Raw genomic sequence first — 24,966 nt, 5'->3', positions numbered from 1 at the left:
CGCCGCGTCGGGAGTCAGCGGGCGGTTCGGTCCGCGACCGTGATCCGCCGGTCGAAGGCGAGGGTCGCGGGGACGCGGTGCGCGATCAGCACGACCGTGCGGCCCGAGGCGGCGTGCAGCAGGTCGGCGAGCAGCGCGTCGGCGACCGGCGCGTCCACCGAGGCGGTGGGCTCGTCGAGCACCAGCACGTCGAAGTCGGCCAGGAGGGCGCGGGCGAGCGCCAGGCGCTGCGCCTGACCGCCCGAGACCAGCGAGCCGCGCTCGCCGACCCGGGCGTCGAGACCGCCGCGGGCCGCGGTCCAGGAGGCGAGGCCGACCCGCTCGAGGACGGCGGTCAGCACCGCGTCGTCGGCCTCGGGCCGGGCGAAGAGCAGGTTCTGCCGGATCGTGTCGTCGAAGAGGTAGGGCTGCTGCTCGACGAGGCCGACCAGGCGCCGCAGCTCGGCCTGCGGAAGTGTCCGGGCCTCCACCCCGCCGATCCGGTAGGAGCCGGTGTGGTCGAGGAAGCGGACGAGCGCGTGCGCGAGCGTCGTCTTGCCCGAGCCGCTGCCGCCGGTGACGAGGATCCGCTCGCCCGCGCGCAGCTCCAGTGAGACGTCGCGGAGCGCGGGCGTCTCGGCTCCGGGCCAGGAGACGGAGAGGTCGCGGAGGACGATGTCGCGGCCGAGCGGGACGGCGGCCGACGGATCGATGTCGGCGTCGGTCGCCAGCGCCGGCGACGCGGCCTGCGCGTCGAGGTCCGCGAGCCGCTGCGCGCTCGAGAGCGCCGAGCGCGCGCTCTGCACCGCCAGCGGAGCGGCGGCCGCGACCTCGAAGACGGCCAGCGGTACCAGGGCGAGCACCCCGAGCGCCGGACCGCCGAGCTCGGCGACGGCCGGGATGCCGAGGGCGAGACCGGCCCAGACCGCGCCGCCGGAGCACAGCGCGAGGACGGCGGCGGCGAGCCCGGTCGACGCCGCGCGCCGGCGGGCGGCCCGGGTGAGCGCCGCCTCCGCCTGCGCGACGTCGGCGATCGCCGCGTCGGCCGCGTCGAAGGCGATCAGCACGTCGAGCCGGGTGACCAGCAGGTTCAGGCGCTCAGCCAGCTCGCCGCGCAGCGGCGCCAGCTCGCGGTCGGCGCGCGCCGAGACCAGCCCCGAGCCGAGGGCTCCGCCGACGAAGGCGAGTACGAGCAGACCGAGCAGCACGGCGCCCATCGCGGGCAGCAGGAGCCAGACTCCCACCACCGCGGCGGCGGAGACCACGGCGGAGACGACCAGCGGCTGCACGATCCGCAGCGGCACGTCCTGCTGGGCGTCGACGTCGGCGACCACCCGCGAGACGAGATCGCCGCGGCGCACCCGACCGAGGCCGTCCGGCGCCACGGGGACCAGCCGGTCGTAGACGCCGGCGCGCAGCTCGGCCAGCACGCGGAACGCCGCGTCGTGCCCGGAGAGGCGCTCGAGGTAGCGGAAGAGCGCCCGCGAGAGCGCGAAGGCGCGCACGCCGACGACGGCCATCGAGAGGAAGAGGATCGGCGGCTGCTCGGCCGCCCGCACGATCAGCCAGGCCGAGCAGGCGAGCAAAGCGACGACCGACGCGGACGACAGCAGCCCGAAGGACAGGCCGGGAAGGAAGCGCCGCGGCGCCGGCATCGCCGCGCGCAGCACATCGGCGCGGTTCACCGGAGCACCGCCTCGGCGGGGGCGAGCGCGAGGACGGCGTCGGCGGCGGCGATGGTCGCCGGACGGTGCGTGGCGACGAGCACGATCACGCCCTCGTCGGCGAGAGAGCGGAGCCCGGCGAGCAGCGCGCGCTCCGATTCCTCGTCGAGCGCGGCGGTCGGCTCGTCGAGAGCGAGCACGGCGCAGCCGCGCTCGAGGACGCGGTGCACGGCCCGGGCCACGGCGACGCGCGCCGCCTGCCCACCGGACAGTCCGGTGCCGTCCACGTCGATCCGCCGGCCGGGATCGAGGCTGGCACCCGCGACGGCCAGCGCCCGCAGGACGCGCTCCGGGTCGGGCGAGCGCGTGCCGAGCGCGACGTTCGAGCCGACGGTCCCGGGGAGCAGATCGGGCCGCTGCCCCGACCAAGCGAGCCAGTCGCGATCGGAGGAGCCGTCGACGGCCTCCCCTCCGAGGGCGATCGCGCCGGTCGCGGGAGCGAAGCCGGCGAGGGCGGCGAGAAGGGTCGACTTCCCGGATCCGCTGGGCCCCGTCAGCGCCGTGATCGAGCCGGCGGGCAGGACGGCGTCGACGGGCGCGAGCACGCGGCCCGCACCGTCGTCCACCGCGAGACCGCCCAGCTCGAGCGCTCCCGAGCGGCCGGGCACCGCGGTTCGCCCGGGGACGGTCGCCGCCGCCTCGATGATCGCGAAGGCCTCGTCCGCCGCCTGCACACCGTCCGCCGCCGCATGGAACTCCGCACCGACCTGCCGCACCGGCAGGAACACGTCCGGCGCCAGGACCAGCACGAAGAGCCCGATCGCGAGTCCGAGCGAGCCGTCGACCAGCCGCAGCCCGATCGACACCGCGACGAGCGCGACCGAGAGCGAGCCGGCCAGCTCCAGGACGAAGCTGCTGACGAAGGTCACCCGCAGCACCTTCATGGTGTGCACGCGGTAGTCCTCGGTCAGCGCGCGGATGCGGGCGCTCTGCCGCTCCGCCCGTCCGAAGATCTTCAGCGTGGCCAGTCCGCCGACCGTGTCGACGAAGCCGGAGGCCAGCGCCTGCAGGCGGCTCCACTGCCGCTTCTGCACCGCCTGGGTCGCCCAGCCGATCAGGATCATGAAGACCGGGATCAGCGGCAGGGTGACCACGAGGAAGAGCGCGCTGAGCGGATCCGCGAGGAAGACCACGAACGTCAGGATCGGCGTGGTGACCGCGGTCGCGATCAGCTGCGGCAGGTAGCGGGCGAAGTAGCCGTCGAGCGCGTCGAGCCCGCCGCCGAGCAGGGCGACGACGCCGCCCGAGCCACCCGTGCGGCCGGCCGGACCGAGTGCGACCAGCGCGGCGAGGACCGCCGACCGCAGCTGCGCCTTCGCGTCGGCGCCGCCCCGCGCGGCGTTCACTTCGACGGCCCAGGCCAGCAGCGCGCGCACCGCCACGACCCCCAGCAGCGCCGCGAGCGACGGCGCCAGGTCGGCGGCCGAGCGCCCGTCGACCGCCCCGGCGACGAGCTGCGCCACCAGCCACGCGAACGCGACCGCGGTCGCCGTACGGGCCAGCGCGAGCGCCCCGCCGAGCACGAGGAACAGCCGTGCGGAGCGGGCGTAGCGGAGCAGTCGGGGGTCGAGGGGCTTCACGGTCGCGATCGGTCAGTGCGCGTCGACCGGGATGTGGCTCCGGGTGATGCGCTTGCGGAAGATCCAGTAGGTCCAGGCCTGGTAGCCCACGATGAGCGGGACGAAGACCAGCGCCGTCCAGCTCATCACCGTCAGGGTATAGGGCGTGCTCGAGGCGTTCTCGATGGTCAGGCTGTTGGCGACGTCGTTCGAGGCGGGCATCACCGCCGGGAAGAGCGTGGTGAACAGCGCGAGCACCGCGAGGCCGATCGTGCCGGCCAGCAGGGCGAAGGCGCGGCCCTCCCGCCCGCGCACGTTGGCGACCCAGGCGAGCACCAGGGCGGTCGCCGCGGCGATCGACAGCAGCCAGGACGGGCCGCTCCCCTGCGCCAGGTTCGTCCAGCCGAGGAACACCGCGGCGACCGCGATGGTCACCAGTCCCGCCCGCGTCGCCAGCCGGCGCGCCCGCTCGCGGATCTCGCCGTCGGTCTTCAGCGAGACGAACACGACGCCGTGGGTGAAGAAGAGCAGGAGCGTCGTCGCGCCGCCGAGCAGCGCGTACGGGTTCAGCAGGTCGAAGACCGTCCCGATGTAGTTGTGGTCGGCGTCCAGCGGCACGCCCTGCACGATGTTCGCGAAGGCGACGCCCCAGAGGAACGCGGGCACGGCCGAGCCGACGACGATCATGGTGTCGAACCGCTTCTTCCAGGCGGCCTCCGGGCGCTGGTGCCGGTACTCGAAGGAGACGCCGCGGGCGATCAGCGCCAGCAGGATCAGCAGCAGCGGCAGGTAGAAGCCGCTGAAGAGCGTCGCGTACCACTCGGGGAACGCGGCGAACATCGCCGCTCCCGCGACGATGACCCAGGTCTCGTTGAGGTCCCAGACCGGCCCGATCGTGTTGATCAGGACGCGGCGGTCGGTGTCGTCGCGACCGAGGAACGGCAGCGACATCCCGACGCCGAAGTCGAAGCCGTCGAGGACGAAGTAGCCGATGAAGAAGACGGCGACGATCCAGAACCAGAGCGTGGCGAGATCGAGCGATCCGAGGTCCATGTGCGCAGTGCCCTTCTCAGTAGACGGTGCCGACGAGCTGCGGGCGACCGCTCTCCTCGTCGATCTCGGGGGCGTCGTCGGGGCCGGCCTGGGCCGCCCGCTTGATCAGCCGGAACTCGACGACCGCGAGGGTGCCGTAGATCGCGGTGAAGGCGATCAGCGAGATCAGCACCTCGAGGCCGCTGACCCCGGGCGAGACGCCGTCCGCGGTCTTCAGCAGGCCGAAGACCAGCCAGGGCTGACGGCCCATCTCGGTGAAGACCCAGCCGACGATCATCGCCATCAGCGGCAGCGGTGCCGCCCAGATCGCGATCTTCCACATCCACTGCTTCGGCTGCCGGCCCTTGCGGGTGAACCAGAGGCCGGCGGCCGCGACGCCGATGGCGAGGACGCCGAGCGCCATCATCCAGCGGAACGACCAGTAGGTGACCCAGATGATCGGCGTGTAGTCGCCCGGTCCGTAGACCGCGCTGTACTGCGCCTGCAGGTCGTTGATGCCCTCGACGGTGCCGGTGAAGGTGTGCGTCGAGAGGAAGGAGAGCAGGTAGGGGATGCGGATCGAGAAGAGCTCGCTCGAGCCGTCGGGGGTGCCCCAGGTGAAGACCGAGAACGAGGCGTCGACGCCGGTGGACGTCGTGTAGAGCGCCTCCGCGGCCGCCATCTTCATCGGCTGCGTGTCGACCATCGCGAGGCCGAGCGAGTCGCCGGTGAAGAGGGTGAGGCCACCGCTGATCAGCATCATCCAGGCGCCGAACTTCAGCGCCGGGCGCATCGTCTCGAGGTGCTGGTTCCGCGAGAGGTGGTACGCGGCGACGCTGACGATCACCGCGGCCGAGACCATGAAGCAGGCGAAGATCGTGTGCGGGAACGCGGCGAGCGCGACCTTGTTGGTGAGCAGGGCCCAGATGTCGGTGAGCTCGGCGCGGCCCTTGGCCTCGTTGATCCGGAAGCCGACCGGGTTCTGCATGAAGGCGTTCGCGGCGATGATGAAGTAGGCCGAGAGCGTCGTGCCGAGTGTGGTGAGCCAGATCGTCGCGAGGTGCAGCTTCGCCGGGAGCTTGTCCCAGCCGAAGATCCAGAGGCCGATGAACGTCGCCTCGAGGAAGAACGCGAGCAGGCCCTCGAAGGCGAGCGGGGCCCCGAAGACGTCGCCGACGAAGCGGGAGTAGTCGCTCCAGTTCATCCCGAACTGGAACTCCTGGACGATGCCGGTGACCACGCCCATCGCGAAGTTGATCAGGAAGATCTTCCCGAAGAACTTCGTCAGCTGCAGATAGTGCACGCGACCGGTGCGCACCCAGCAGGTCTGGAAGATCGCCACCGTGAGCGCCATGCCGATGGTGAGCGGCACGAAGAGGAAGTGGTAGATCGTCGTCAGGCCGAACTGCCAGCGCGACAGGAGGAGCGGGTCCAGGAGTTCGTTCACGGCTCCGAGCCTAGGTCGGCCGGAGGGGCTCGAAGCCCTCGGATCCCAGTACTGGGGCGGATGTGCGCCTCCCGCGAGGCCCCTGGCGACACCCTTCCGGGGCGGTCCGAGGCGCCCGCCGCCGGCCCGAGTGTCAGCGACGTCTCGACGTCGAGACAGAGCGTCTCCACGTCGAGAGATCTCCGCCCGTGGGTCCGGTCGAGCAGCGCCCGCGTCCGTCAGAGGGTCGGCGACGGACCTCTCGACGGCGAGCGATCACGTGCGCCGACGCTTCCTGCTGTCGAGCTCGCATCTTCACAGGTCTTTCCCAGCCGCCCCGGCGTCGCGCGTCCGCCGTGGGAGATCGTGCGCCGTCACCGCGCGACGCTCGCGGCTCCCGCTCGGCCGCGCCCCCTACGATCGAGGGATGCCGAGCAAGGGGAGCTACGCCAAGGGTGTCGCGAAGCGCGAGGAGATTCTGCAGACCGCCCTCGAGGTGTTCTCGCGGCAGGGGTACCGCAAGGCCTCGCTGCGCGAGATCTCGGAGGAGGTCGGCCTGACGCAGGCGGGGCTCCTGCACTACTTCGACTCGAAGGAGGAGCTCTTCGCCGAGGTCCTCCGCAAGCGCGACGACACCGACCGCGCCGTCTACGACCTCGAGCAGAAGGGCGACCGGGCGATCGAGCAGGTCGTCGAGCTGATCCGCCACAACAGCGAGGTGCCCGGTCTCGTCCACCTCTACGCGACGCTCTCCGCCGACGCGACCGACGAGTCGCACCCCGCGCACGAGTTCTTCGTCGAGCGCTACCGGACGGTCAACGAGGTCTTCGCCGCCCGCGTCCGCGAGGACCAGAGCGAGGGGCTCATCGCGGCCGACATCGACCCCGAGCTCGCGGCGAAGATGATCACCGCGCTCTCCGACGGACTGCAGGTGCAGTGGCTGCTCGACGACCGGGTCGACATGGGCTCGATCGTCGAGACCTTCTGGTCGCTGCTCAAGCGGGTCCGCTGAGATGCCGGAGCGCACGCGGCCGTGAACGACGCTCTGACCGGCATCCTCGCCTTCGTCGTGAGCGTGCCGCCCGTCTGGCGGACGCTGCTGGCCGGCCTCGCCGTCTTCTTCGAGACGACGATCCTCGCCGGGCTGATCGTGCCGGGCGACACCGTCGTGATCGTCAGCGCGACCGGCGTGACGTCCCCCCTGCAGTTCGTCGCCCTCGCGATCGCCGTGATCATCGGAGCGCTCTGCGGCGAATCGGTCGGCTTCTACCTCGGCCGCTGGTTCGGGCCGCGCATCCGCGGCTCTCGCCTCGGCCGCCGCCTCGGCGAGAAGAACTGGCTGCGGGCCGAGCGGTACCTCGCGCGCCGCGGCGGCATCGCCGTGTTCCTCTCGCGCTTTCTCCCGGTGCTGCACTCCCTGATCCCGCTGACCGTCGGGATGAGCGGCATGAGCTACCGGACCTTCATGGCCTGGACGACGCCCGCGTGCATCCTCTGGTCGTTCGCCTACGTCGGCGTCGGGGCCGCCGCGGCGGGCGGCTACCGCGAGCTGTCGGACAGCCTGCACTACGCGGGCTACCTCTTCGTCGGAGCGATCGTGGTCTTCGTGCTGGTCGTCATCGGAGTCAAAAAGCTCCTCTCACGCGCGGAGGCGCGTCACCTCGACGAGTGACGCGCCTCCGGGCGTGAGCGGGTCGGGTCAGCCGATCAGGCCGGCCGAGGTGAGCCACTCGGTCGCGATGGCCGCGGCCGACTTCTGCTCGTTGACGCTCTCGGAGTTCAGCGCGACGAGGTCGTCGGCGGTCAGCTTCGCGCTGACCCCGTTGATGATCTCGGCGGCGTCGTCGTCGACCTTGTCGGACACGATCGGCACCACGTTGTCCGCGACGAACAGGCCGTCGGGGTCGGCGAGGGGCAGCAGATCGTTCGACTCGATGTTCGGGTCGGCGGTGTAGATGTTCGCCATCTGGATCTGGTTGCTGGCCAGCGCGTCGACGGTCGTCGATCCGCCGCTGTCCTCGATCGCCTGGAACGTCGTGGCGATGCCGTACTTCGACTGGAGCGCGTCGGGCCCGTAGGGACGGGTCTGCAGCTCGGAGTTGCCGCCGAGCACGATCGGGTCGGTGACGTTCTTCAGCGAGGCGATGTCGGTCAGGTTCCACTGGTCGGCGAAGGCCTGGGTGACCGTGTAGGAGTTCTGGTCGCTCGCGTCCGCGGCGTCGAGCGCGCGCAGTCCGTCGGGCAGGGCGTCGGTGAGCGCCGAGTAGACGTCGTCGGCCGTGGTCGCGGTCGTGTCCGGCTCCAGCGCCTGCAGGAGGCTGCCGCCGTACTCGGGGAACACGTCGATCGAGCCGCTCTCGATCTCGGGCAGGTAGATCTCGCGCTGACCGATGCGGAAGTCGCGCTGCACGGTCATCCCCCCGTCCTCGAGGGCCTGCGCGTAGATCTCGGCGATGATCTCGTTCGAGTAGTAGTCCTGCGAGCCGATGACGATGGTGTCGCCGCCGGCGGTCGCTCCCGATCCTTCGTCGAGCGGATCGCTGGACGAGCACCCTGCCAGCGCCACCACGGCGCCGACCGCGAGTGCGCTGAGAACGACACGGCCCTTCTTGGTTGCTGTGAACATCTCTTATTTCCCTTCGTCGATGGGGATTCCCACCACCGCGCGGCGTCGGAGTGACGACGCGCGGAAACCTGAGCGCTCGGTCGTGGCGCGGCCGAGGCCGAGCACGACTCCGCGGGGCACGGCGATCCGCTGGAGGACCGCGAACAGCACCTCGCTGAGCAGCGTGAGCACGATCACGATGATCGAGCCCGCGAGCATCTGCGGGTAGTCGCCCGCCTTCACGCCCTGGAAGATGTAGCGGCCGAGACCGCCGGCGCCGATGTAGTCGGCGAGCGTCGCCGTGGCGATGATCTGCAGGGCCGCGACGCGCAGACCGCCGATCAGCAGCGGCAGACCGAGCGGGATTTCGACCTTCGCCAGGATCTGCCACTCCGTCATGCCGACGGAGCGCGCGGCGTCGACGGTGCGGCGGTCGACCGCCTCGAGCCCGGAGTAGGCGCCTGCGAGGATCGACGGGATCGCCAGGATCACCAGTGCGATCAGCGGCGCGCCCAGGCCGAGGCCGAGGCTCATCGCCGCGAGCACCAGCACGCCCAGCGTGGGCAGCGCGCGGAGGCCGCCGGCGACGGGCACGGCGATGCCCTTGCCCTTGCCGGTGTGCCCGATGAGGTAGCCGAGCGGGATGGCGATGGCCGCGGCGATGACCAGCACGATGAGGCTGATGCCGAGGTGCTGCGCGACGCGGGTCGGGACGCCGTAGATGCCCTCCCAGTGCGTCGGGTCGCCGATCCAGGCGAAGGCCTGGGCGATGAGGTTCACGCGGTCACCGCCTTCGCGCTCGCGGCGCTCCTGCGGCGGGAGCGGCTCCGGTCGAGGGTGGTCCACGGCATCAGCAGGCGCCCGAGCAGGACGAGGAGTCCGTCGAGCACGAGGGCCAGCACGATCGTGAGCACGATGCCGGTGATGATCTCGCCCTGGATGCCGCGCTGGAAGCCGTCGGTGAAGAGCAGGCCGAGGCTCTGGATGCCCAGCACCGCTCCGACCGTCACGAGGCTGACCGTGCTCACCGTGACCACGCGCAGGCCCGAGAGCAGGACGGGACCGGCGAGCGGGAACTCGACCTTCCAGAACCGCGCCCAGGCGGAGTAGCCCATCGCCGTCGCCGACTGGGTCACGTCCTCCGACACCGCGGAGAGCGCGTCGGAGGTGGTCCGCACCATCAGCGCGATGCCGTAGAGCGTCAGGCCGATGATGACGTTCGCGGTGGAGCGCAGCGGGATGCCGAGCAGCGCGGGCAGCAGGATGAACATCGCCAGCGACGGGATCGCGTAGAGCACGCCGAGCCCGGTGAGCAGCGTGCCGCGGCTCCAGCGGTAGCGGTTGGCGACCCAGCCGAACGGCAGCGAGATCACGAAGCTGAGCAGGATCGGCGGAACCGAGAGCGCGAGGTGCGCCAGCAGGTTCGCGAGGATCTGATCGGTGTTGTTGACGACCCAGTTCACGCGCCGACGCCGTCCTGCGCGCGCAGGACGCCGGTCGGCCGCCCGTCGCCGTCGACGACGATCCGGGCACCGTCGCGCTCCTCGATCGAGAGCGAGCGCTTGCCGCGGTCGGCGCCGACGAAGCCGGCGACGAACTCGCTGGCCGGGTTCGCGAGGATCTCGGCGGGCGAGCCCTTCTGCGCGATCCGGCCGCCCTTCTCGAGGATGACGACCTGGTCGCCGAGCAGGAACGCCTCGTCGATGTCGTGGGTGACGAAGACGACCGTCTTGTCGAGCTCGCGCTGCAGGCGGAGCGTCTCGCGCTGGAGGTCGGCGCGCACGAGCGGATCGACGGCGCCGAACGGCTCGTCCATCAGCAGGATGTTGGGGTCGACGGCGAGGCCGCGCGCGACGCCGACGCGCTGCTGCTGACCGCCGGAGAGCTGGCTCGGGTACCGGGTGGCGAGGGAGCGGTCGAGGCCGACGGTGTCCATCAGCTCGAGCGCGCGGTCGTGGGCGGGCTTCTTCGCGACGCCGTTCAGCCGCGGCACGGTCGCGATGTTGTCGATCACCCGCCGGTGCGGCAGGAGACCGGAGTTCTGCATCACGTAGCCGATGCGGCGGCGGAGGGAGACGGCCGGAAGCCGAGAGATGTCCTCGCCGTCGATCTCGATCGTGCCGCCGGTCGGCTCGATCATGCGGTTGATCATCCGCAGGATCGTCGTCTTGCCGCAGCCGGACGAGCCGACGAAGACGGTGGTCTGCCGGGAGGGCAGCACGAGCGAGAAGTCGTCCACCGCCCGCGTGCCGTCCGGATACTGCTTGCTCACTCCGCGGAATTCGATCACGGTCCTGCTCTTCCCTGTCCCGTGGTCCCGGTCAGAACCTGGCGATCAGCAAAACATCATTCGGAGACGCGTGCCAACCCGGATGGCGCAGTGTTGCACCGGAGCGTGGAAAGAGCTAGGCCGCCGGCGGCCGTCGCGGTCAGGCCTCGATCGGCCCGTAGTGCATCGAGAGGTAGTTGCGCAGCAGCACCCGGGCCTCGTCGATGAAGCGCTGGTCGCCGGCCGGGTCGATGAGGAAGGCGCGGGTGAGCATCGCGTCCGCGACCTCGATCACGACCTCGAGGCGGAACGACAGCTGGGCACCGCCGGGCAGGCCGTACTCGGAGGCGAGGATCTCGGCGAAGCGGCGGGCGAAGAAGCCGGCCTCGAACGCCTCCCCCGCGACCTCGGGGGCGTGGATCGTGTCGACGAAGCGGATCGAGCGGAAGCCGGCCTCGGTGCGGTGCATCTCGCAGAACGCGTCGACCGCGCAGTCGACGGCGCCCCACCAGTCCGCCGGGTGCTTCTCGCGGATGTCGGTGATGACCTTCTTGCGGAAGCGCTCGAGCGCGCGCTCGCGCAGGGCCTGGAGCACGGCGATGCGGTCGGGGAAGTAGCGGTAGACGGTGCCGATCGCGGCACCCGCGCGCTCGGCCACCATCGCGGTGGTCAGGCGGTCGAAGCCGACCTCGTCGACCACGGCCGCGGCGGCGTCGAGGAGGGAGGCCAGCCGGGCCGCGCTGCGGACCTGGACCGGCTCGTTGCGGACCTGAGGCGACTCTCCGAAAGGTCGATCGACGAGGTTTCCAAGCGGCACGGCGAAGCTCCTTCGGTATCGGTTTCTACAATCGTACGCACGCGGACGTGCCGTTCGCGTCGAATCACCGAATGTCTCTCGCTTTCTTCGCCCCGCGTAGGGTGGGCGCGCAGCGGCACCCCAGGAGGACCCATGTGCGGACGCTTCGTCCTCTCGCAGACCAGCGCCGACCTGGTCGCGCTCTTCGACATCGATGAGCCCGGCGCGGATCTTCCGGGCCCGTCCTGGAACATCGCACCGACGCAGCGGATCGCCGTCGTCGCGGAGTCGATGAAGGGCGTGGAGGAGGGCGAGCCGCCGCGCCGCCGCCTGGCCGGCGCGCGCTGGGGCCTGGTGCCCCGCTCGGCCGCGGATCCGTCCGGAGCGCCGCTCTTCAACGCGCGGATCGAGTCGGTCGCCGAGAAGCCCTCCTTCCGCGAGTCCTTCGCGGCGCGACGGGCGATCGTGCCGGCCTCCGGCTGGTACGAGTGGCGGGTCGGTGCCGACGGCGCGAAGGCGCCCGTCTTCGTCTCCCCGGGCGGTGGCGCGCTCGTGCTGTTCGCCGGGCTGTACGAGTGGTGGCGCTCGGCGGAGCCCGGCGCACCGTGGCTGCTGTCGGCGACGATCCTGACCCGCCCGTCCGCGGGAGCGGTGGCCGAGGTGCACGAGCGGATGCCCGTGCTGCTGCAGCCGGAGCTGATCGAGGACTGGCTGGACCCGCTCACGCCGGGTGACGGCTCGCTGCTGCGAGCGGCGTCCGACGGCGCGGCCGAGCTGGCCGAGGAGCTCGACGTGCACCGCGTCGGCGCCGCGGTCGGCACGGTGGGCAGCAACGGGCCGGAGCTGATCGAGCCCGTCGAGGACTGAGCCGGACCGGCGTCCCCCCACCGGCGCAGCGCGGCGCCCGCCGGACGGGGGCGTCCGGCTGTCGGGGCCGTCTGGCACACTGGGCGGATGCCGCTGACGCCTGAGAGCAAACCGATGAGCGCCGGGGCGGCCGAGGTCCTGCACCGCGCCGCACGGATCGAGGACCGGATCCACGCGCTGCGCATGCGCCGGGTGACGCGCAAGGGCTACGTGCCGCGGGTCATCCCCTACACCGGCTACGGCACCACCGAGCAGCTCCGCGTGCTCGCGCGCGTCCTCTACACCCGGCCCACCCCGCCCGGGGCGGAGGAGGTCCAGCCCGTGGAGAGCGTCCGCGGCTGGCGCAGCTTCACGAGCCTCTACATCAGCGGCGCGGTCGTCTCGGTCTCGGTGGACGGGCAGAGCCACCGGATGGTCGCGGACCGCGGCGGGGTGATCGACACCGACATCCCGATCACGCTCGAGCCGGGCTGGCACCGCATCACCCTCACGGTCGAGGGCGGTGCGCCGGTCGAGGCCCCCGTCTTCATCGTGCGGCCGGAGGCGAGGATCGGCGTCGTGTCCGACGTCGACGACACGGTCATGGTCACGGCGCTCCCCCGGCCCTTCGTCGCCGCCTGGAACACCTTCGTGCTCGACGAGCACGCGCGGATGCCCACGCCGGGGATGGCCGTCTTCCTCGACCGCTTCTCGCGGCAGAACCCGGGCTCGCCCGTCATCTACCTCTCCACCGGCGCCTGGAACGTGGCGCCGGCGCTGACGCGGTTCCTGTCGCGGCACCTCTACCCGGCGGGGGCGCTGCTCCTGACCGACTGGGGTCCGACGCACGACCGCTGGTTCCGCAGCGGCAAGCAGCACAAGGAGGAGAACCTCCGCCGCCTCGCGGTCGAGTTCCCCGACGTGCGCTGGCTGCTGGTCGGCGACGACGGGCAGCACGACGAGGAGATCTACTCCGACTTCGCGCACGAGCACCCGGAGAAGGTCGCGGCGATCGCGATCCGCCAGCTCTCCAACGGCGAGGCGGTGCTCGCCGGCGGCCGCTCGAAAGCGGCCGACCTCTCGGAGACGAGCGGCACCCCGTGGGTCTACGCCCCGGACGGCGCCGGCATCTCCGAGCAGCTGACCGAGCTCGGCATCCTCTAGCCCGGCCCCTCGTCGCCGTACTCAGCAGGACTGGTCTGCGGACTCGACTCCCGGCGACGGTGGATCTCGATACGCCCGCTCCGCGAGCTACTCGATCAGCATGAAGCCATGCTGGTCGAGTAGCCCCGCAGGGGCGAATCGAGACCCGCCGTCACCAGCAGTGCGGGACTGCAGACCCGCCGTCCGGCGACGGTGGATCTCGATACGCCCGCTGCGCGGGCTACTCGATCAGCATGGGCTCGATCAGCACGAGGTCGGTGCGCGAACGACCGAGGCCGCCCGCTCCCCGGAGGGGGAGGGGCGGCCTCGGTCGTGGGGGACGGACTACGCCTGGTGCGCGGCCTGGAGGTCGAGCGTGATGGTGACCTTCTCGCCGATGAGCACGCCACCGGTCTCGAGGGCGGCGTTGTAGGTGAGGCCGAAGTCGGTGCGGTCGATGGTCGCCTTGGCGGTCAGACCAGCCTTGTAGTTGCCGTAGGGGTCGGAGCCGAAGCCGCCGAACTCGACCTCGAAGGTCACGGGCTTGGTGACGTCCTTGATGGTGAGCTCGCCGTCGACGAGGAAGTCGTCGCCGTTCGCGCGGACCGCGGTCGACACGAAGTGGATCGAGGGGTACTTCTCGGCCTCGAAGAAGTCGCCGGTGCGGAGGTGTCCGTCGCGGTTGGGCTCGTTGGTGTTGATGGAGGCGACCTCGGCGGTGGCCTCGACCTTGGAGTCCAGCGGGTTCTCGCCGGTGGTGAAGGTGGCGGTGAAGCGCTCGAACTTGCCCTTGACCTTGCTGATCATCAGGTGGCGGACGCTGAAGCCGACCTCGCTGTGCGTGGGGTCGATGACCCAGGTGCCGGCGCGGTATCCGGGGATGGTGGTGGTGTCGCTCATGGTTTCTCCTCGAGAGTGTGAATCGCGCGGGAAGCTCGTCCCCGTCCGATGTATGCAAGCGCATCGACGGATCGAGTATTCCATGTAGCGACAACCTTTTTCGACAACGGACCCCTATCCGACGACTGATGGACACTTCCACGCCGCCTTCCACCCTCGGAAGGGGCACAGGCGGTCGACACGGCCCGGGTGAGTCCGTGCGGAGCACGACGAAGACTGAGGACGGCCCCGCAGCATCCGCGCGATCCCCGGCCAGAGCCGGCGCCCCTCCGGAGGCGCCCTTCGACAGGAGACACCGATGACCGACGCCCCCACCCCCGCCGACGCCCTCCGCCGCCGCACCGTGCTGGCCGGCGCCTGGGCCGCTCCCGTGGTCGGAGCCGCACTCGCCTCCCCCGGCGCCGCGGCCTCGACCACCGAGATCACCGGGACGATCGTCTTCACCCCCCGCCAGTACCGCGGGACCCGCGTCGGCGACCGGGTCGAGTTCCCGCCGCTGACCGGCACCGTCACCATCTCGCGCGGTCCGATGCCCTCGAAGGCCTTCGTGAACTTCTCGGACCCGAACGAGCGCGTCGACCTCCGCCGCGACGCGGGCCGGTTCACCCCGGTCGACCCGGTGACCGGCCGCTTCTCCTTCGACGGCGTCTACAACGCGATCGTCGACGGAGAGAACCCGTTCGGCTTCGCCTACGCCGGCATCGCGGAGGAGGACGCCGACGGCGCGATCTTCGGCTACGACGTCGCCGAGCTCGACGGCTGAGCCGTCCGTGGCTGCCTTCCTGTCAGCGCACGGCCGTCGGCTCCGCGTCGCGCACCGGGTTGCGGATGCCGAGCAGTGAGACCAGCCCGCCGAGGAAGAGCAGCACGGCGGTCGCGATCGCCGCGCGGCGGAAGCCCTCGGCGTCCAGGCTGTCGCCGACGATCAGGGAGGTGGCGGCGATCGCGACCAGCCCGGCGATCCGCGAGACCGCGTTGTTGATGGCGGAGCCGACTCCGCTGTGCCGGCTGTCGACCGCGCCGAGGATGGTCGAGGTCAGCGGGGCGACGGTGATCGCGAGGCCCAGCCCGAACAGCAGGATGCCGGGCAGCAGCTGGGTGGCGTAGCCAGCCGGCGGACGGACGCCTGCCAGCAGCAGGAAGCCGACGCCGGCCACCAGGGGTCCGACACCCATGAACAGCCGTGGCCCGAACCGCGCCGTCAGCGAGCCGGCGACCTGCGAGAGCAGCAGGAGCAGGATCGTCGGCGGGAGCGTGGCGAGGCCGGCGAGCGTGGCCGAGAAGCCCAGCCCCTGCTGCAGGTAGAGGCCCAGGGCGAAGAAGCCGAACGAGAGCGCCCCGTAGATGAACGCCGTCGAGACGTTGCCGACCGTGAAGTTGCGCGAGGCGAACAGCGAGAGCGGCAGCATCGGGTTCGGCGTCCGCCGCTCCCAGAGCACGAAGGCGACCAGGGCGGCCAGACCGCCGATCAGGGCCACGAGCACCAGCGGGTTCCCGAAGCCGAGCCGCTCCTGCTCGATCAGCGCGAAGACCGGCCCGCCGAGGCCGATCACGCCGAGCACCGCGCCGACGCCGTCGATCGGCACGCGGGTGCCGGAGTCGACGTGGCCGAGCCGGCGCAGGAGCAGCAGCGTCACCGCGATCGGAAGGATGTTGAGGGCGAAGACGTAGCGCCAGGAGCCGGCGTCCACGAGCAGCCCGCCGATCACCGGGCCCGCGATCGTCGCCGTGCCCGTCCACGCGGTCCACGCGCCGATGGTCTTCGCCTGCGCGGCGCCGTGGACGGTCGCGATGATCAGCGCGAGCGAGCTGGGCACGAGGATCGCCCCGGCGGCACCCTGGAGCATCCGCGCGACGATCAGCACCTCCGCCGTCGGCGCGAGCGCGCAGAGCAGCGAGGTGACGCCGAAGCCGATCAGACCGATCGTCATGCTGCGGGCGCGCCCGATCCGGTCGGCCAGCGAGCCGGCGACCAGGATCAGCGCGCCGAGGGTGATCAGGTAGCCGTCCACCACCCACTGCTGCACGGCGAGCCCGCCGCCGAGCTCGCGGGTGATCGCGGGCAGTGCCACGTTGACGACGGTGCCGTCGAGGAACGCCACGAAGGAGGCGAGGATCGCGACCACGAGGACCGCGCGCGGGCGGCTCGTCGCGGTGCCTGCGGAGGTGCTCATCGCTGCTGCCGGCTCATCCGCTCACCGTACTCCGAGCCGACGCGGCGCAGCGCGGCACCGCCGATACAGACTCGTCGCCTACTCTCTTAGCCATGTCTGCGCAAGGAACCGCCCGCAGCGGCGTGCTCGCCCGCGTCCTCGGTGTCGTCGGAGCGAGCCTGGCCGGAGGGCTGCTGATCACCGTCGGCGTCACTCCCGCCCTCGCCGTCACCGGGCTCGCCGCCAACAACCCGATCGGCCTCTTCGAGACCGTGCCCGAGTACCTCGAGCTGGGCCAGCTGGCGCAGAAGACCGAGATCTACGCGAAGAACGCCGACGGGACCGACGGTCTCCTCGCCTCCTTCTACGCGCAGAACCGCGAGGAGGTGGCCTTCGACCAGGTCAGCCAGTTCGTGAAGGACGCGGCCGTCTCCACCGAGGACCCGCGCTTCTACGAGCACGGCGGCGTCGACCTGCAGGGCACGATCCGCGCGGTGCTGAGCAACGTGGTCGGCGGCGATCTGCAGGGCGGGTCCTCGATCACCCAGCAGTACGTCAAGAACGTCCTCGTGCAGAAGGCCGAGGCGCTCAGCGACACCGACGCCGCCGCCTCGCAGGCCGCCTACGACGAGGCGACCGCCACGACGCCGGCGCGCAAGCTCAAGGAGATGAAGCTCGCCGTCGACCTCGAGAAGAAGTACAGCAAGGACGACATCCTGCTGGGCTACCTCAACATCGCCGGCTTCGGCGGGCAGGTCTACGGGATCCAGGCCGCGGCCGAGTACTACTTCTCCAGCACCGCGGCGACGCTCTCGCTCGCCCAGGCCGCCAGCCTGATCGCGACGGTGAACAACCCCAACGGCCTCCGGATCGACCAGCCGGAGAACATCCCCGAGAACAAGGTCCGGCGCGACTACGTCCTGGACCGGATGCTCGAGGAGGGGAAGATCTCCCAGGCCGACCACGACGCGGCGGTGGCCGAGGAGGTCGTCCCGGCGATCAAGGAGACGCCCACGGGCTGCCAGCAGGCCGGCAACGCCGCCTTCTTCTGCGACTACGTGACCCGCGTCATCCAGAACGACCCCGCGTTCGGCGACGACGAGAACACCCGCTTCGCCAACTTCCAGCGCGGCGGCTACAAGATCTACACGACGCTCGACCGCGAGCTCCAGGACGTCGCGACGGCGGCCACGAACGAGTGGGTGCCGAAGACCCCGATCGACGACGTCAACATCGGCAGCTCGACGCTCTCGATGGAGGTCGGCACCGGCCGGGTCCTGGCGATGGTGCAGAACAAGGACTACGACGCGGCCGGCTCGGTCAACGGCGAGAACTTCTCCGCGATCAACTTCAACGCCGACACCGCCTACGGCGGATCCGCCGGCTTCCAGGTCGGCTCGACCTACAAGATCTTCACGCTCGCGCAGTGGATCGCCAACGGCCACACCATCTACGAGACGGTGAACGGACGCGAGCGCACCTTCACCGAGTTCCCCTCCTCCTGCGAGCCGAGCGGAGAGTGGAACGGGAGCTTCGCCGTCGGCAACGACGAGGACGAGAACGGCACCTACAGCGTGCTGCAGGGCACGATGCGCTCGATCAACACCGTCTTCGTCGCGATGGCGCAGCAGCTCGACCTCTGCGCGATCCGCGACCAGGCCGCCGCCTTCGGCGTGAAGACCGCCTCCGGCGCTCCGCTGCAGCCGATCCCCTCGGCGATCCTCGGCTCGGCCGACCAGATCGCGCCGATCTCGATGGCGACCGCCTTCGCCGGCTTCGCCAACAACGGCACGGCCTGCACCGCGATCGCGATCGACGCGATCACCGATTCGACCGGGGTCGGCGTCCAGGCGCCCGTCTCGACCTGCACCCAGGCGCTCTCCCCCGAGCTCACCGCCGTGGCGAACGACGCACTCCAGGACGTCGTCACCGGCGGGACCGCCGCCGCCTCCGATCCGGAGGACGGCATCGAGCACATCGGCAAGACCGGAACGACGGACGACGCCGTGCACACCTGGATGGACGGCGCGTCCAGCCGCATCGCAACGGTGGTCTGGGTCGGCAACATCACGGGCGACGCGTCGATGCGCGGCGTGCTGGTCCGCAGCGCGGAGACGAACGCGCGCGCGTACGCGTCGAACATCCGCCACTACATCTGGAACAGGGTGATGACGGCCGCCGACGAGAAGTACGGCGGAGACGACTTCGCCGAGCCGAGCAGCGCGCTGCTGAACGGCCGGCAGATCGCCGTGCCGAACGTCGCCGGGCAGTCCGTCGACGACGCGACCGAGGTGCTCGAGGACCTCGGCTTCGACGTCGAGGAGGGCGCCACCGTCGACTCCGCGACGCCCGCCGGGACCGTCGCCGGCACCGACCCGGGCGCCGGGACGACGATCGCCCGCTACTCCAGCATCACGCTGCTCGTGAGCAACGGCGCCCTGGTGCCCGCGCCCGAGACGCAGGCGCCCGCTCCCACGGCGACCACGGCGCCGACCGCCACGGCCGAGCCCACCGCGGAGCCGACCGCGACTCCGACGCCGCTGCCGACCGCGACGCCCACCACCACCCCGACGGCGGAGGTCGACCAGTGAGCGGCTTCGATCCCGGCTTCCTCGGCGCCCCGCTCGCGGCGCCCCGTCCCTCCGGCGAGCGCGTGGTGCGGCAGCTGCCGTACACGCACTTCGAGGTGCTCCTCGACCCGGAGCGCCGGCTCGCGCTCTCGACCGCGGTGAACATCGACGGCGCGCGGCTGCTCGACCTCGGCCGCGGCGACGACTGGCACCTCGACGAGCGCGTGCCCGCGAGCGAGCAGACCGGGCCGGAGGTGTACGCGCGGAACGACTTCGACCGCGGCCACCTCGTCCGCCGTCGCGACCCCGTCTGGGGCGAGCCGGCCGAGGCGCGCGCCGGCAACGTCGACAGCTTCTGCTACACGAACGCGGCGCCGCAGGCGAGCGGCTTCAACCAGTCCAAGGAGCTGTGGCTCGGCCTCGAGGACCTCGTCCTCGAGTACGCGCAGGCGAACCGCGCCCGGATCGACGTCTTCACCGGACCGATGCTGGCCGAGGGCGACCCGGTCTACCGCGGCATCGGCGTCCCGCTGCGCTTCTGGAAGATCGCGGCCTGGAGCCCCGACGGCACGACCCTCGCGGCGAGCGCGTACCTGCTCGACCAGACCGCGCTGGTGCGGCGGATCGTCGACGGCGAGGACCGCGAGGGCCTCGCCCCGCTCGGTGCCTACCGGACCTTCCAGGTCGCGGTGTCGAGCCTGGCCGGGCCGACGGGTCTGGACCTCGACGCCCTCGCCGCCGTCGACGTCCTCGGCGCGGCCGGAGCGCGGGCGGAGCCGCCGCGCGAGCTGCTCACAGCCGAGGACGTGGCGCGCGGTCTGACCGCCCGCTGAGCCGCACGCCGAGCCGCCCGGCGGTCCAGGATGGGGGCATGACCTCCCCCGTCCTCGTCGAGATCGACGACTCCGGCACTCCCCTGCTCCGCGATCCCGGCGCCGGCCTCGTCCGCGTCGACGAGCCGGGCTATCTGCGCGGCGACGGCGTCTTCGAGACGCTGGCCGTGATCCGCGGCCGTGCCCGCGGGCAGGAGGAGCACCTGGCGCGCCTCGCGGCCTCCGCCGCGGCCGTCGGGCTCGAGATCCCGTCCGCCGAGGTGTGGTCCGCGGCGATCGCCCTCGCGGTCACCGAGCACGACGCGGTCGAGGACCTCAGCATCCGGCTGGTCGCGGGCTACCGGGACGCCACGACGGCGCGAGCGACGGTCCGCGCGGAGCCGACCGCCGACTCCTCGGAGCTGCGTGACCGGGGCGCCGCCGTCGCCGTGCTCGACCGCGGCTACCCGCACGGGGTGCAGGAGGAGGCCCCCTGGCTGCTCAGCGGCGTCAAGACGACCTCCGGCGCCGTCACCCGCGCCGCACTGCGCGAGGCGAAGCGGCGGGGCGCCGACGACGTGGTCTGGCGCACGAGCGACGGCCTCCTGCTCGAGGGCGCGACCTCGAGTCTCGTCCTGCTCGCGGACGGGGTGCTCGTGACGCCCGCAGCCGGCGCCGGGATCCTCGACGGGACGACGGTGGCGAGAGTGCTGGCGATCGGCGAGGGGTGCGGCCTGTCCTCCGCGCGGCGGGACCTGCCCGTCGCGGCGCTGGCCGGCGCCGACGCGGCCTGGCTGGTGTCGAGCACCCGGCGCGCCGTGCCGATCCGCGCGGCGGACGGACAGCCGCTGCCCGTGGACCGCGCACTGACCGCGGCGTTCGAGGAGGGACTGCTCGCCGACTGACGTGTCCCGGGCGCTCAGGCCGGGTCGGCGAGCTCGCGCGCCGTCCAGGCGCCGACCCCGACCGATTCCGCATGGCGCAGGTCGTCGACGGTGTCGACGTCCAGCCGCAGCGTCGAGGACTCGGGCAGCTCGAGCACGCGGTAGCCGGCAGCGACGTGCTTCTCCCGCGAGTCGAGGCCGAAGGCCGGCTCCGGGCCGGTCCCGCCGGGCAGGAGCAGCGCGGTCGTGCCGCTGCCGGCGCGGTCGCCGACCATCGCCGGGGTGTCGCCGGCGGCGGCGAGCGCGGCGTCGAGATCGGCGGCGGTGAGCGCGGGCAGGTCGGCGGTCAGCGCGATGACGGGCGAGCCGGGGCGGTGGTCCTGCGCCGCCGCGATGCCCGCGGCGACGGCGGGGTTGAGCTGCCCGGGATCGCCGACGACGTGCAGGCCGGGGTGCTCGAGCGCGGCCCGCTCCACCGCAGACATGTCGGAGGTGACGAGGACGACGGCGCCCACGGACTCCGCCGCGCCGACCGCGGCCAGGGTGTCGAGGAGGAACGCCTCGGCGAGGGCGGAGCGCGCCACGAGCTCGAGGCGGGTCTTCGAGGTGCCACGGCCCCGGTAGACGACGACGGCGGTCCAGGCGCCGCTCACGACGCGACCCGCCCGGCCGCTGCCGCGAGCCCGGCCGCGTGGCCCTCGGCGTAGCCCTCCGCGTGCGCCTCGTCGGCGCCGACGCGGAACATGTCGTCCGGACCGGTGCGGGTCAGCGTGCGGGCGCCCGGTGCGTCGAGACCGCTGACGAAGCGGTCGAGACCGCGGACGACAGCGACGGGGTGCCCGGTCGCCTTGCCCTTCACCAGGTCGCCGAGCGCGGCGATCTCGTCGGCGACCGCGGGCATGGTCACCGCGAGCGTCCGGCCGAGCGCGTCGACGGCGCCGCGCAGGTCGTCGATCACCAGCAGGCCGGCCGCGCCGATCGCCGCGTCGGTCTGCCCGACCCGCCAGGCACGGCCGAGCGTGTCGCTCACGACGACGCCGACGCGCGCTCCGAGCCGCTCGCGCAGACCTGCGCAGAGGGCGCGGGCCGAGGCGTCCGGATCCTCGGGCAGCAGCAGGACGGTGCCCTCGGCGACGTTGCTGGAGTCGACCCCCGCCGCGGCCTGGACGATGCCGAGGCGGTTCTCCACGATCCGGGTGACCCCGTGCGCGTGCGCGCGGGTGGCCACGACGCGGACCGTCTCGGCGGTGATGGCGTCCTCGCGGTCGTCGGCCGCGACGACCCGGCCCTCGGCCTTCGAGACCACCTTGCTGGTCACGACGAGGACGTCGCCGTCGACGGGACGGTCGGGTTCCGGAGCGGCCGCGACCGCCACGAGGATCAGCTCGAGCAGGTCGTCCCCCGGGACCACCTCGGGGATCCCCTCGAGGACCCAGGCCGCCACGCGCATCGCACTCATCCCGCCATTGTCCCAGGCGCCGGAGACGCGGAGCGCACGCCCCCCGGGCGCTTGCGGCCCGGGCCCGGAACGTGCGAGCGAGAGGTCAGGAGGCGAGGTACGCCGCGACGGCCGGCGGCACGTAGGGCGAGACGTCGCCGCCCAGTCCCGACACCTGGCGCACCAGCGAGGAGGAGACATGAGCGTGCGCGGGGTCCGGCAGGAGGAAGACGGTCTCGACGTGCGCGAGGTTGCGGTTCACGATCGCCATCGGCGTCTCGTAGGCCACGTCGACCTGCGAGCGGATGCCCTTCACCAGGATGCTCGCGCCGACGTCGGTGCAGTAGTCGACGAGCAGTCCCATGCTCCAGGAGGCGACGACGATCGACCCCTCGATGCCGGCCTCGGCGATCGACTGCTCGATCAGCGCCACGCGCTGCGCGATCGGCAGCAGCGCGGTCTTGGACGGGTTGTGCACGACGACGACGTGCAGCTCGTCGACGAGGCGCGCGGCGCGCTCGATGACGTCGAGATGCCCGAGGGTGACGGGGTCGAACGAGCCGGGGACGACGGCGATGCGGGCCATGCCCCCAGCGTATCGGGCACCCCGGCGGGCCGGCCGGGCCCCGGCCACCCCGTCGGGGGTCAGCTCTTGCCGAGGAACTCGCGGTCGCGCTCCTGCACACGGCGCTCGAGCGCGGCGCGCAGGCGGTCGTGCGTGGCGAGCACCGGATCGGTCTCGAGCAGCCGCTCGGCCAGCACCCGGGCCTCGAGGATGAGCCAGGAGTCCTGCACGACGCGCAGCAGGCGCAGGGAGGAGCGCCCGCCGGACTGCGAGTCGCCCAGCACATCGCCCTCGCGGCGCAGCTCGAGGTCGGCCTCGGCCAGCTCGAAGCCGTCCAGGGTCGCCGCGACGGTCTCGACCCGCTCGCGTGCGGTCGTGCCTGCCTCGGCCGCGGTGACGAAGAGGCAGACGCCGGGCACCCCGCCGCGCCCGATCCGGCCCCGCAGCTGGTGGAGCTGCGAGACGCCGAACCGCTCCGCGTCGAGGACGATCATCATCGACGCGTTCGGCACGTCGACGCCGACCTCGATGACCGTCGTCGAGACGAGGACGTCGATCTCGCCTGCCGCGAAGGCCCGCATGACGGCGTCCTTCTCCTCCGCCGTCATCCGGCCGTGCAGGGCGGCCGAGCGCCGCTTCCCGAGCAGGGCGTGCCCGTGGACGCCCTCGATCGTCTCCGACACCGTCGACAGCGGGGTGGCCGCGGGCTCGTCGTCACCGGCGAGCGGACCCTCCGCCGGCTCCCCGGGCTCGATCGCCGGGCAGACCAGGTAGACCTGATGGCCCTTCCGGATCTCCTCCTCGGCCCGCTCCCAGGCCCGGGCGATCCAGGCGGGGTGATCGGCCAGCGGCACCACGTGGCTGGTGATGCCCGGCCGGCCGGCCGGCAGCTCGCGGATCGTCGAGACGTCCAGGTCGCCGAAGACGGTCATCGCGACCGTCCGCGGGATGGGCGTCGCGGTCAGCACGAGCACGTGCGGCGGCTGCGCCCCCTTCCGCCGCAGCGCGTCGCGCTGGTCGACGCCGAAGCGGTGCTGCTCGTCGATCACCACGAGACCGAGGTCGTAGAACGAGACCTTGTCACCGAGCAGGGCGTGCGTGCCGACCACGATCTTCGCGGTGCCCGAGACGATCCTCAGCAGGGCCGCGCGCCGGGCCGCGGCGCCGAGGCCGCCGGTCAGGAGGGTCGGCGAGAGCTCCGCCGCCAGCTCGGGCCCGAGGGTGCGCACGATCGAGCGCAGGTGCTGACCGGCGAGCACCTCGGTGGGCGCGAGCAGCGCGGACTGCCCGCCGCTCTCGGCCGTCGCGAGCATGGCCCGCAGCGCGACCAGGGTCTTGCCCGAGCCGACCTCGCCCTGCACGAGCCGCGACATCGGCGACTCGGCCGCGAGGTCGCCGGCGATCTCCCGGCCGACCGTCCTCTGGTCGTCGGTCAGCGTGAACGGCAGCGCGGCGTCGAAGCGCTCGAGCAGACCGCCGGGCTCGGCGACCCGCCTGGTCCCCGGTGTCGAGCGGGCCGCCGCTCGCCGCTCGAGCAGAGCCAGCTGCAGCAGGAACGCCTCGTGGAAGCGCAGGGTGTCCCGCGCCGGGATCTCCTCGCCCTCGCGCTGCGGCCGGTGGATCAGCTCGAGCGCGGCGCCGAGGTCGAGCAGCTTGCGGTTCGCGCGCACCTCGGCGGGGATCGGGTCCTGCACGTACTTCAGGTCGTCGAGCACCACGTCGATCGCCGCCTGCAGCTGCCAGCTCGCGATCGTGCTGGTCGCGGGGTAGATCGGGATCGGCCGCTCGGTCCAGTCCTTCGTGAGCGCCGACTTCGCGATCGGGCCGTGCGCCGTCACCTCCTCGTCCTCGAAGAGGCGGTAGTCCGGATGGGTCAGCTGCTTGGTGTCGCGGAACATCGAGACGGTCCCGGCGAAGATGCCGCGCACGCCCCGGCGCAGCTGCGTGGCGCGCCAGGGCTGACCGAAGAACGTCAGCGAGAGGGTGCCGGTGCCGTCCGAGATGATCACCTCGAGCAGTCCCCCGCGGCGGTTCTTCATCTCGCGCGAGCGCACCTCGCGGACCTCGGCGACGATCGTCACGTTCTCGCCCACCGGCAGCCGCGACACGTCGGTCAGCTCGCCGCGCTTGGCGTAGCGGCGCGGGTAGTGGCCGAGGAGCTCGCCGACCGTGCGGTAGCCGAACGCCTTCTCGATCGGCTTGGCCGTGCGCGGGCCGATCAGCGGCGCGAGCGAGGCGTCGAGGGGGTCCGGGATCACCCGACGA

The 24,966-nt window shown here is 72.2% G+C and carries 23 protein-coding genes; 8 read left to right on the top strand and 15 right to left on the bottom strand.

Going from position 1 to position 24,966, the window contains the following annotated elements; translation table 11 throughout:
* Positions 1–14: 14 nt before the first annotated feature.
* Genes cydC through C1I64_RS03860 form a run of 4 tightly spaced genes read right to left on the bottom strand, consistent with a single transcriptional unit; the run spans position 15 to position 5,741 of the window.
* Positions 15–1,664: a thiol reductant ABC exporter subunit CydC gene (gene cydC, locus C1I64_RS03875; RefSeq protein WP_279630152.1), complete on the bottom strand. Its 1,650-nt coding sequence runs from the start codon at positions 1,662–1,664 to the stop codon at positions 15–17.
* A complete protein-coding gene (gene cydD, locus C1I64_RS03870) occupies positions 1,661–3,283 on the bottom strand; it encodes a thiol reductant ABC exporter subunit CydD (protein WP_127886260.1) in 1,623 nt (540 codons plus the stop codon). The genes cydC and cydD overlap by 4 nt, the downstream gene beginning before the upstream one ends.
* A 12-nt stretch (positions 3,284–3,295) precedes the next feature.
* A complete protein-coding gene (cydB, locus tag C1I64_RS03865; RefSeq protein WP_123703059.1) occupies positions 3,296–4,315 on the bottom strand; it encodes a cytochrome d ubiquinol oxidase subunit II in 1,020 nt (339 codons plus the stop codon).
* Between the two features lie 16 nt (positions 4,316–4,331).
* On the bottom strand, positions 4,332–5,741 hold the full coding sequence (locus C1I64_RS03860) for a cytochrome ubiquinol oxidase subunit I (RefSeq protein ID WP_127886259.1): 1,410 nt from the start codon (positions 5,739–5,741) through the stop codon (positions 4,332–4,334).
* 406 nt (positions 5,742–6,147) lie between these two features.
* Here C1I64_RS03860 and C1I64_RS03855 point away from each other — a divergent pair, with 406 nt between their 5' ends.
* Together C1I64_RS03855 and C1I64_RS03850 are read left to right on the top strand one after the other, a co-directional pair.
* On the top strand, positions 6,148–6,732 hold the full coding sequence (locus C1I64_RS03855; RefSeq protein WP_123445594.1) for a TetR/AcrR family transcriptional regulator: 585 nt from the start codon (positions 6,148–6,150) through the stop codon (positions 6,730–6,732).
* 21 nt (positions 6,733–6,753) lie between these two features.
* Positions 6,754–7,392 carry a DedA family protein gene (locus tag C1I64_RS03850; RefSeq protein WP_123445593.1) on the top strand — a complete coding sequence of 213 codons (639 nt, stop codon included), beginning with the start codon at positions 6,754–6,756 and terminating at the stop codon, positions 7,390–7,392.
* Positions 7,393–7,419: 27 nt separating this feature from the next.
* Here the strand turns inward: C1I64_RS03850 and C1I64_RS03845 are convergent, their stop codons facing one another.
* The 5 genes from C1I64_RS03845 to C1I64_RS03825 all read right to left on the bottom strand — a co-directional run bounded on the left by C1I64_RS03845 (position 7,420) and on the right by C1I64_RS03825 (position 11,411).
* Entirely contained in the window at positions 7,420–8,346 is a 927-nt protein-coding gene (locus tag C1I64_RS03845; RefSeq protein WP_123735425.1) for an ABC transporter substrate-binding protein, read from the bottom strand.
* Between the two features lie 3 nt (positions 8,347–8,349).
* A complete protein-coding gene (locus C1I64_RS03840; protein WP_123735424.1) occupies positions 8,350–9,105 on the bottom strand; it encodes an ABC transporter permease in 756 nt (251 codons plus the stop codon).
* Positions 9,102–9,788, bottom strand: coding sequence for an ABC transporter permease (locus C1I64_RS03835; protein ID WP_123445590.1), 687 nt, complete (start codon positions 9,786–9,788; stop codon positions 9,102–9,104). The genes C1I64_RS03840 and C1I64_RS03835 overlap by 4 nt, the downstream gene beginning before the upstream one ends.
* Positions 9,785–10,615, bottom strand: coding sequence for an ABC transporter ATP-binding protein (locus tag C1I64_RS03830; protein WP_123445589.1), 831 nt, complete (start codon positions 10,613–10,615; stop codon positions 9,785–9,787). Before C1I64_RS03830 ends, C1I64_RS03835 begins: the two co-directional genes overlap by 4 nt.
* Positions 10,616–10,754: 139 nt before the next feature.
* Positions 10,755–11,411 (bottom strand): TetR family transcriptional regulator, encoded by a 657-nt coding sequence (locus tag C1I64_RS03825; protein WP_123445588.1) that lies wholly within the window; start codon positions 11,409–11,411, stop codon positions 10,755–10,757.
* Positions 11,412–11,543: 132 nt separating this feature from the next.
* Between C1I64_RS03825 and C1I64_RS03820 the strand changes: the two genes are divergently transcribed.
* Both C1I64_RS03820 and C1I64_RS03815 read left to right on the top strand, forming a co-directional pair.
* Positions 11,544–12,257: an SOS response-associated peptidase gene (locus C1I64_RS03820; RefSeq protein ID WP_127886258.1), complete on the top strand. Its 714-nt coding sequence runs from the start codon at positions 11,544–11,546 to the stop codon at positions 12,255–12,257.
* A gap of 87 nt (positions 12,258–12,344) precedes the next feature.
* A complete protein-coding gene (locus tag C1I64_RS03815) occupies positions 12,345–13,400 on the top strand; it encodes an App1 family protein (RefSeq protein WP_127886257.1) in 1,056 nt (351 codons plus the stop codon).
* A gap of 324 nt (positions 13,401–13,724) precedes the next feature.
* Here the strand turns inward: C1I64_RS03815 and C1I64_RS03810 are convergent, their stop codons facing one another.
* Entirely contained in the window at positions 13,725–14,279 is a 555-nt protein-coding gene (locus tag C1I64_RS03810; RefSeq protein WP_123445585.1) for a YceI family protein, read from the bottom strand.
* A 298-nt stretch (positions 14,280–14,577) separates the two neighbouring features.
* Here C1I64_RS03810 and C1I64_RS03805 point away from each other — a divergent pair, with 298 nt between their 5' ends.
* Positions 14,578–15,042: a hypothetical protein gene (locus C1I64_RS03805; protein WP_123445584.1), complete on the top strand. Its 465-nt coding sequence runs from the start codon at positions 14,578–14,580 to the stop codon at positions 15,040–15,042.
* Positions 15,043–15,064: 22 nt separating this feature from the next.
* Here C1I64_RS03805 and C1I64_RS03800 read toward each other — a convergent pair whose 3' ends face one another.
* The gene (locus tag C1I64_RS03800; protein WP_127886256.1) at positions 15,065–16,453 is read right to left on the bottom strand and encodes a DHA2 family efflux MFS transporter permease subunit; all 1,389 of its coding nucleotides are present in this window, start codon (positions 16,451–16,453) and stop codon (positions 15,065–15,067) included.
* Between the two features lie 92 nt (positions 16,454–16,545).
* Between C1I64_RS03800 and C1I64_RS03795 the strand changes: the two genes are divergently transcribed.
* The 3 genes from C1I64_RS03795 to C1I64_RS03785 are packed head-to-tail and all read left to right on the top strand — an operon-like array spanning position 16,546 to position 20,719.
* Positions 16,546–19,023, top strand: coding sequence for a transglycosylase domain-containing protein (locus tag C1I64_RS03795; RefSeq protein ID WP_127886255.1), 2,478 nt, complete (start codon positions 16,546–16,548; stop codon positions 19,021–19,023).
* The gene (locus tag C1I64_RS03790) at positions 19,020–19,835 is read left to right on the top strand and encodes a DNA/RNA non-specific endonuclease (protein ID WP_127886254.1); all 816 of its coding nucleotides are present in this window, start codon (positions 19,020–19,022) and stop codon (positions 19,833–19,835) included. Before C1I64_RS03795 ends, C1I64_RS03790 begins: the two co-directional genes overlap by 4 nt.
* 38 nt (positions 19,836–19,873) lie before the next feature.
* Positions 19,874–20,719 (top strand): aminotransferase class IV, encoded by an 846-nt coding sequence (locus C1I64_RS03785; protein WP_127886253.1) that lies wholly within the window; start codon positions 19,874–19,876, stop codon positions 20,717–20,719.
* A 14-nt stretch (positions 20,720–20,733) separates the two neighbouring features.
* Here C1I64_RS03785 and cofC read toward each other — a convergent pair whose 3' ends face one another.
* The 4 genes from cofC to C1I64_RS03765 form a co-directional block, all read right to left on the bottom strand.
* Positions 20,734–21,351, bottom strand: coding sequence for a 2-phospho-L-lactate guanylyltransferase (cofC, locus tag C1I64_RS03780; protein WP_127886252.1), 618 nt, complete (start codon positions 21,349–21,351; stop codon positions 20,734–20,736).
* Entirely contained in the window at positions 21,348–22,157 is an 810-nt protein-coding gene (cofE, locus tag C1I64_RS03775) for a coenzyme F420-0:L-glutamate ligase (RefSeq protein ID WP_425272893.1), read from the bottom strand. Before cofE ends, cofC begins: the two co-directional genes overlap by 4 nt.
* Positions 22,158–22,242: 85 nt before the next feature.
* Complete coding sequence (gene coaD, locus C1I64_RS03770) at positions 22,243–22,722, bottom strand: pantetheine-phosphate adenylyltransferase (protein WP_123445577.1); 480 nt, start codon at positions 22,720–22,722, stop codon at positions 22,243–22,245.
* A 59-nt stretch (positions 22,723–22,781) separates the two neighbouring features.
* Positions 22,782–24,959: an ATP-dependent DNA helicase RecG gene (locus tag C1I64_RS03765; protein ID WP_244209396.1), complete on the bottom strand. Its 2,178-nt coding sequence runs from the start codon at positions 24,957–24,959 to the stop codon at positions 22,782–22,784.
* Positions 24,960–24,966 lie beyond the last annotated feature (7 nt).

Source organism: Rathayibacter festucae DSM 15932 (genome assembly GCF_004011135.1).
Taxonomy (GTDB): domain Bacteria; phylum Actinomycetota; class Actinomycetes; order Actinomycetales; family Microbacteriaceae; genus Rathayibacter; species Rathayibacter festucae.
Note: the sequence above shows the minus strand (reverse complement) of the source record. Positions and strands in the feature narration are given on the sequence as shown.

Coding starts and splice junctions, on each gene's coding strand:
- cydB (WP_123703059.1), bottom strand. CDS start 4,315: ATGGACCTCGGATCGCTCGATCTCGCCACGCTCTGGTTCTGGATCGTC.
- cofE (WP_425272893.1), bottom strand. CDS start 22,157: ATGAGTGCGATGCGCGTGGCGGCCTGGGTCCTCGAGGGGATCCCCGAG.
- C1I64_RS03815 (WP_127886257.1), top strand. CDS start 12,345: ATGCCGCTGACGCCTGAGAGCAAACCGATGAGCGCCGGGGCGGCCGAG.
- C1I64_RS03845 (WP_123735425.1), bottom strand. CDS start 8,346: ATGTTCACAGCAACCAAGAAGGGCCGTGTCGTTCTCAGCGCACTCGCG.
- C1I64_RS03800 (WP_127886256.1), bottom strand. CDS start 16,453: ATGAGCACCTCCGCAGGCACCGCGACGAGCCGCCCGCGCGCGGTCCTC.
- C1I64_RS03855 (WP_123445594.1), top strand. CDS start 6,148: ATGCCGAGCAAGGGGAGCTACGCCAAGGGTGTCGCGAAGCGCGAGGAG.
- C1I64_RS03795 (WP_127886255.1), top strand. CDS start 16,546: ATGTCTGCGCAAGGAACCGCCCGCAGCGGCGTGCTCGCCCGCGTCCTC.
- coaD (WP_123445577.1), bottom strand. CDS start 22,722: ATGGCCCGCATCGCCGTCGTCCCCGGCTCGTTCGACCCCGTCACCCTC.
- C1I64_RS03810 (WP_123445585.1), bottom strand. CDS start 14,279: ATGAGCGACACCACCACCATCCCCGGATACCGCGCCGGCACCTGGGTC.
- C1I64_RS03805 (WP_123445584.1), top strand. CDS start 14,578: ATGACCGACGCCCCCACCCCCGCCGACGCCCTCCGCCGCCGCACCGTG.
- C1I64_RS03785 (WP_127886253.1), top strand. CDS start 19,874: ATGACCTCCCCCGTCCTCGTCGAGATCGACGACTCCGGCACTCCCCTG.
- C1I64_RS03820 (WP_127886258.1), top strand. CDS start 11,544: ATGTGCGGACGCTTCGTCCTCTCGCAGACCAGCGCCGACCTGGTCGCG.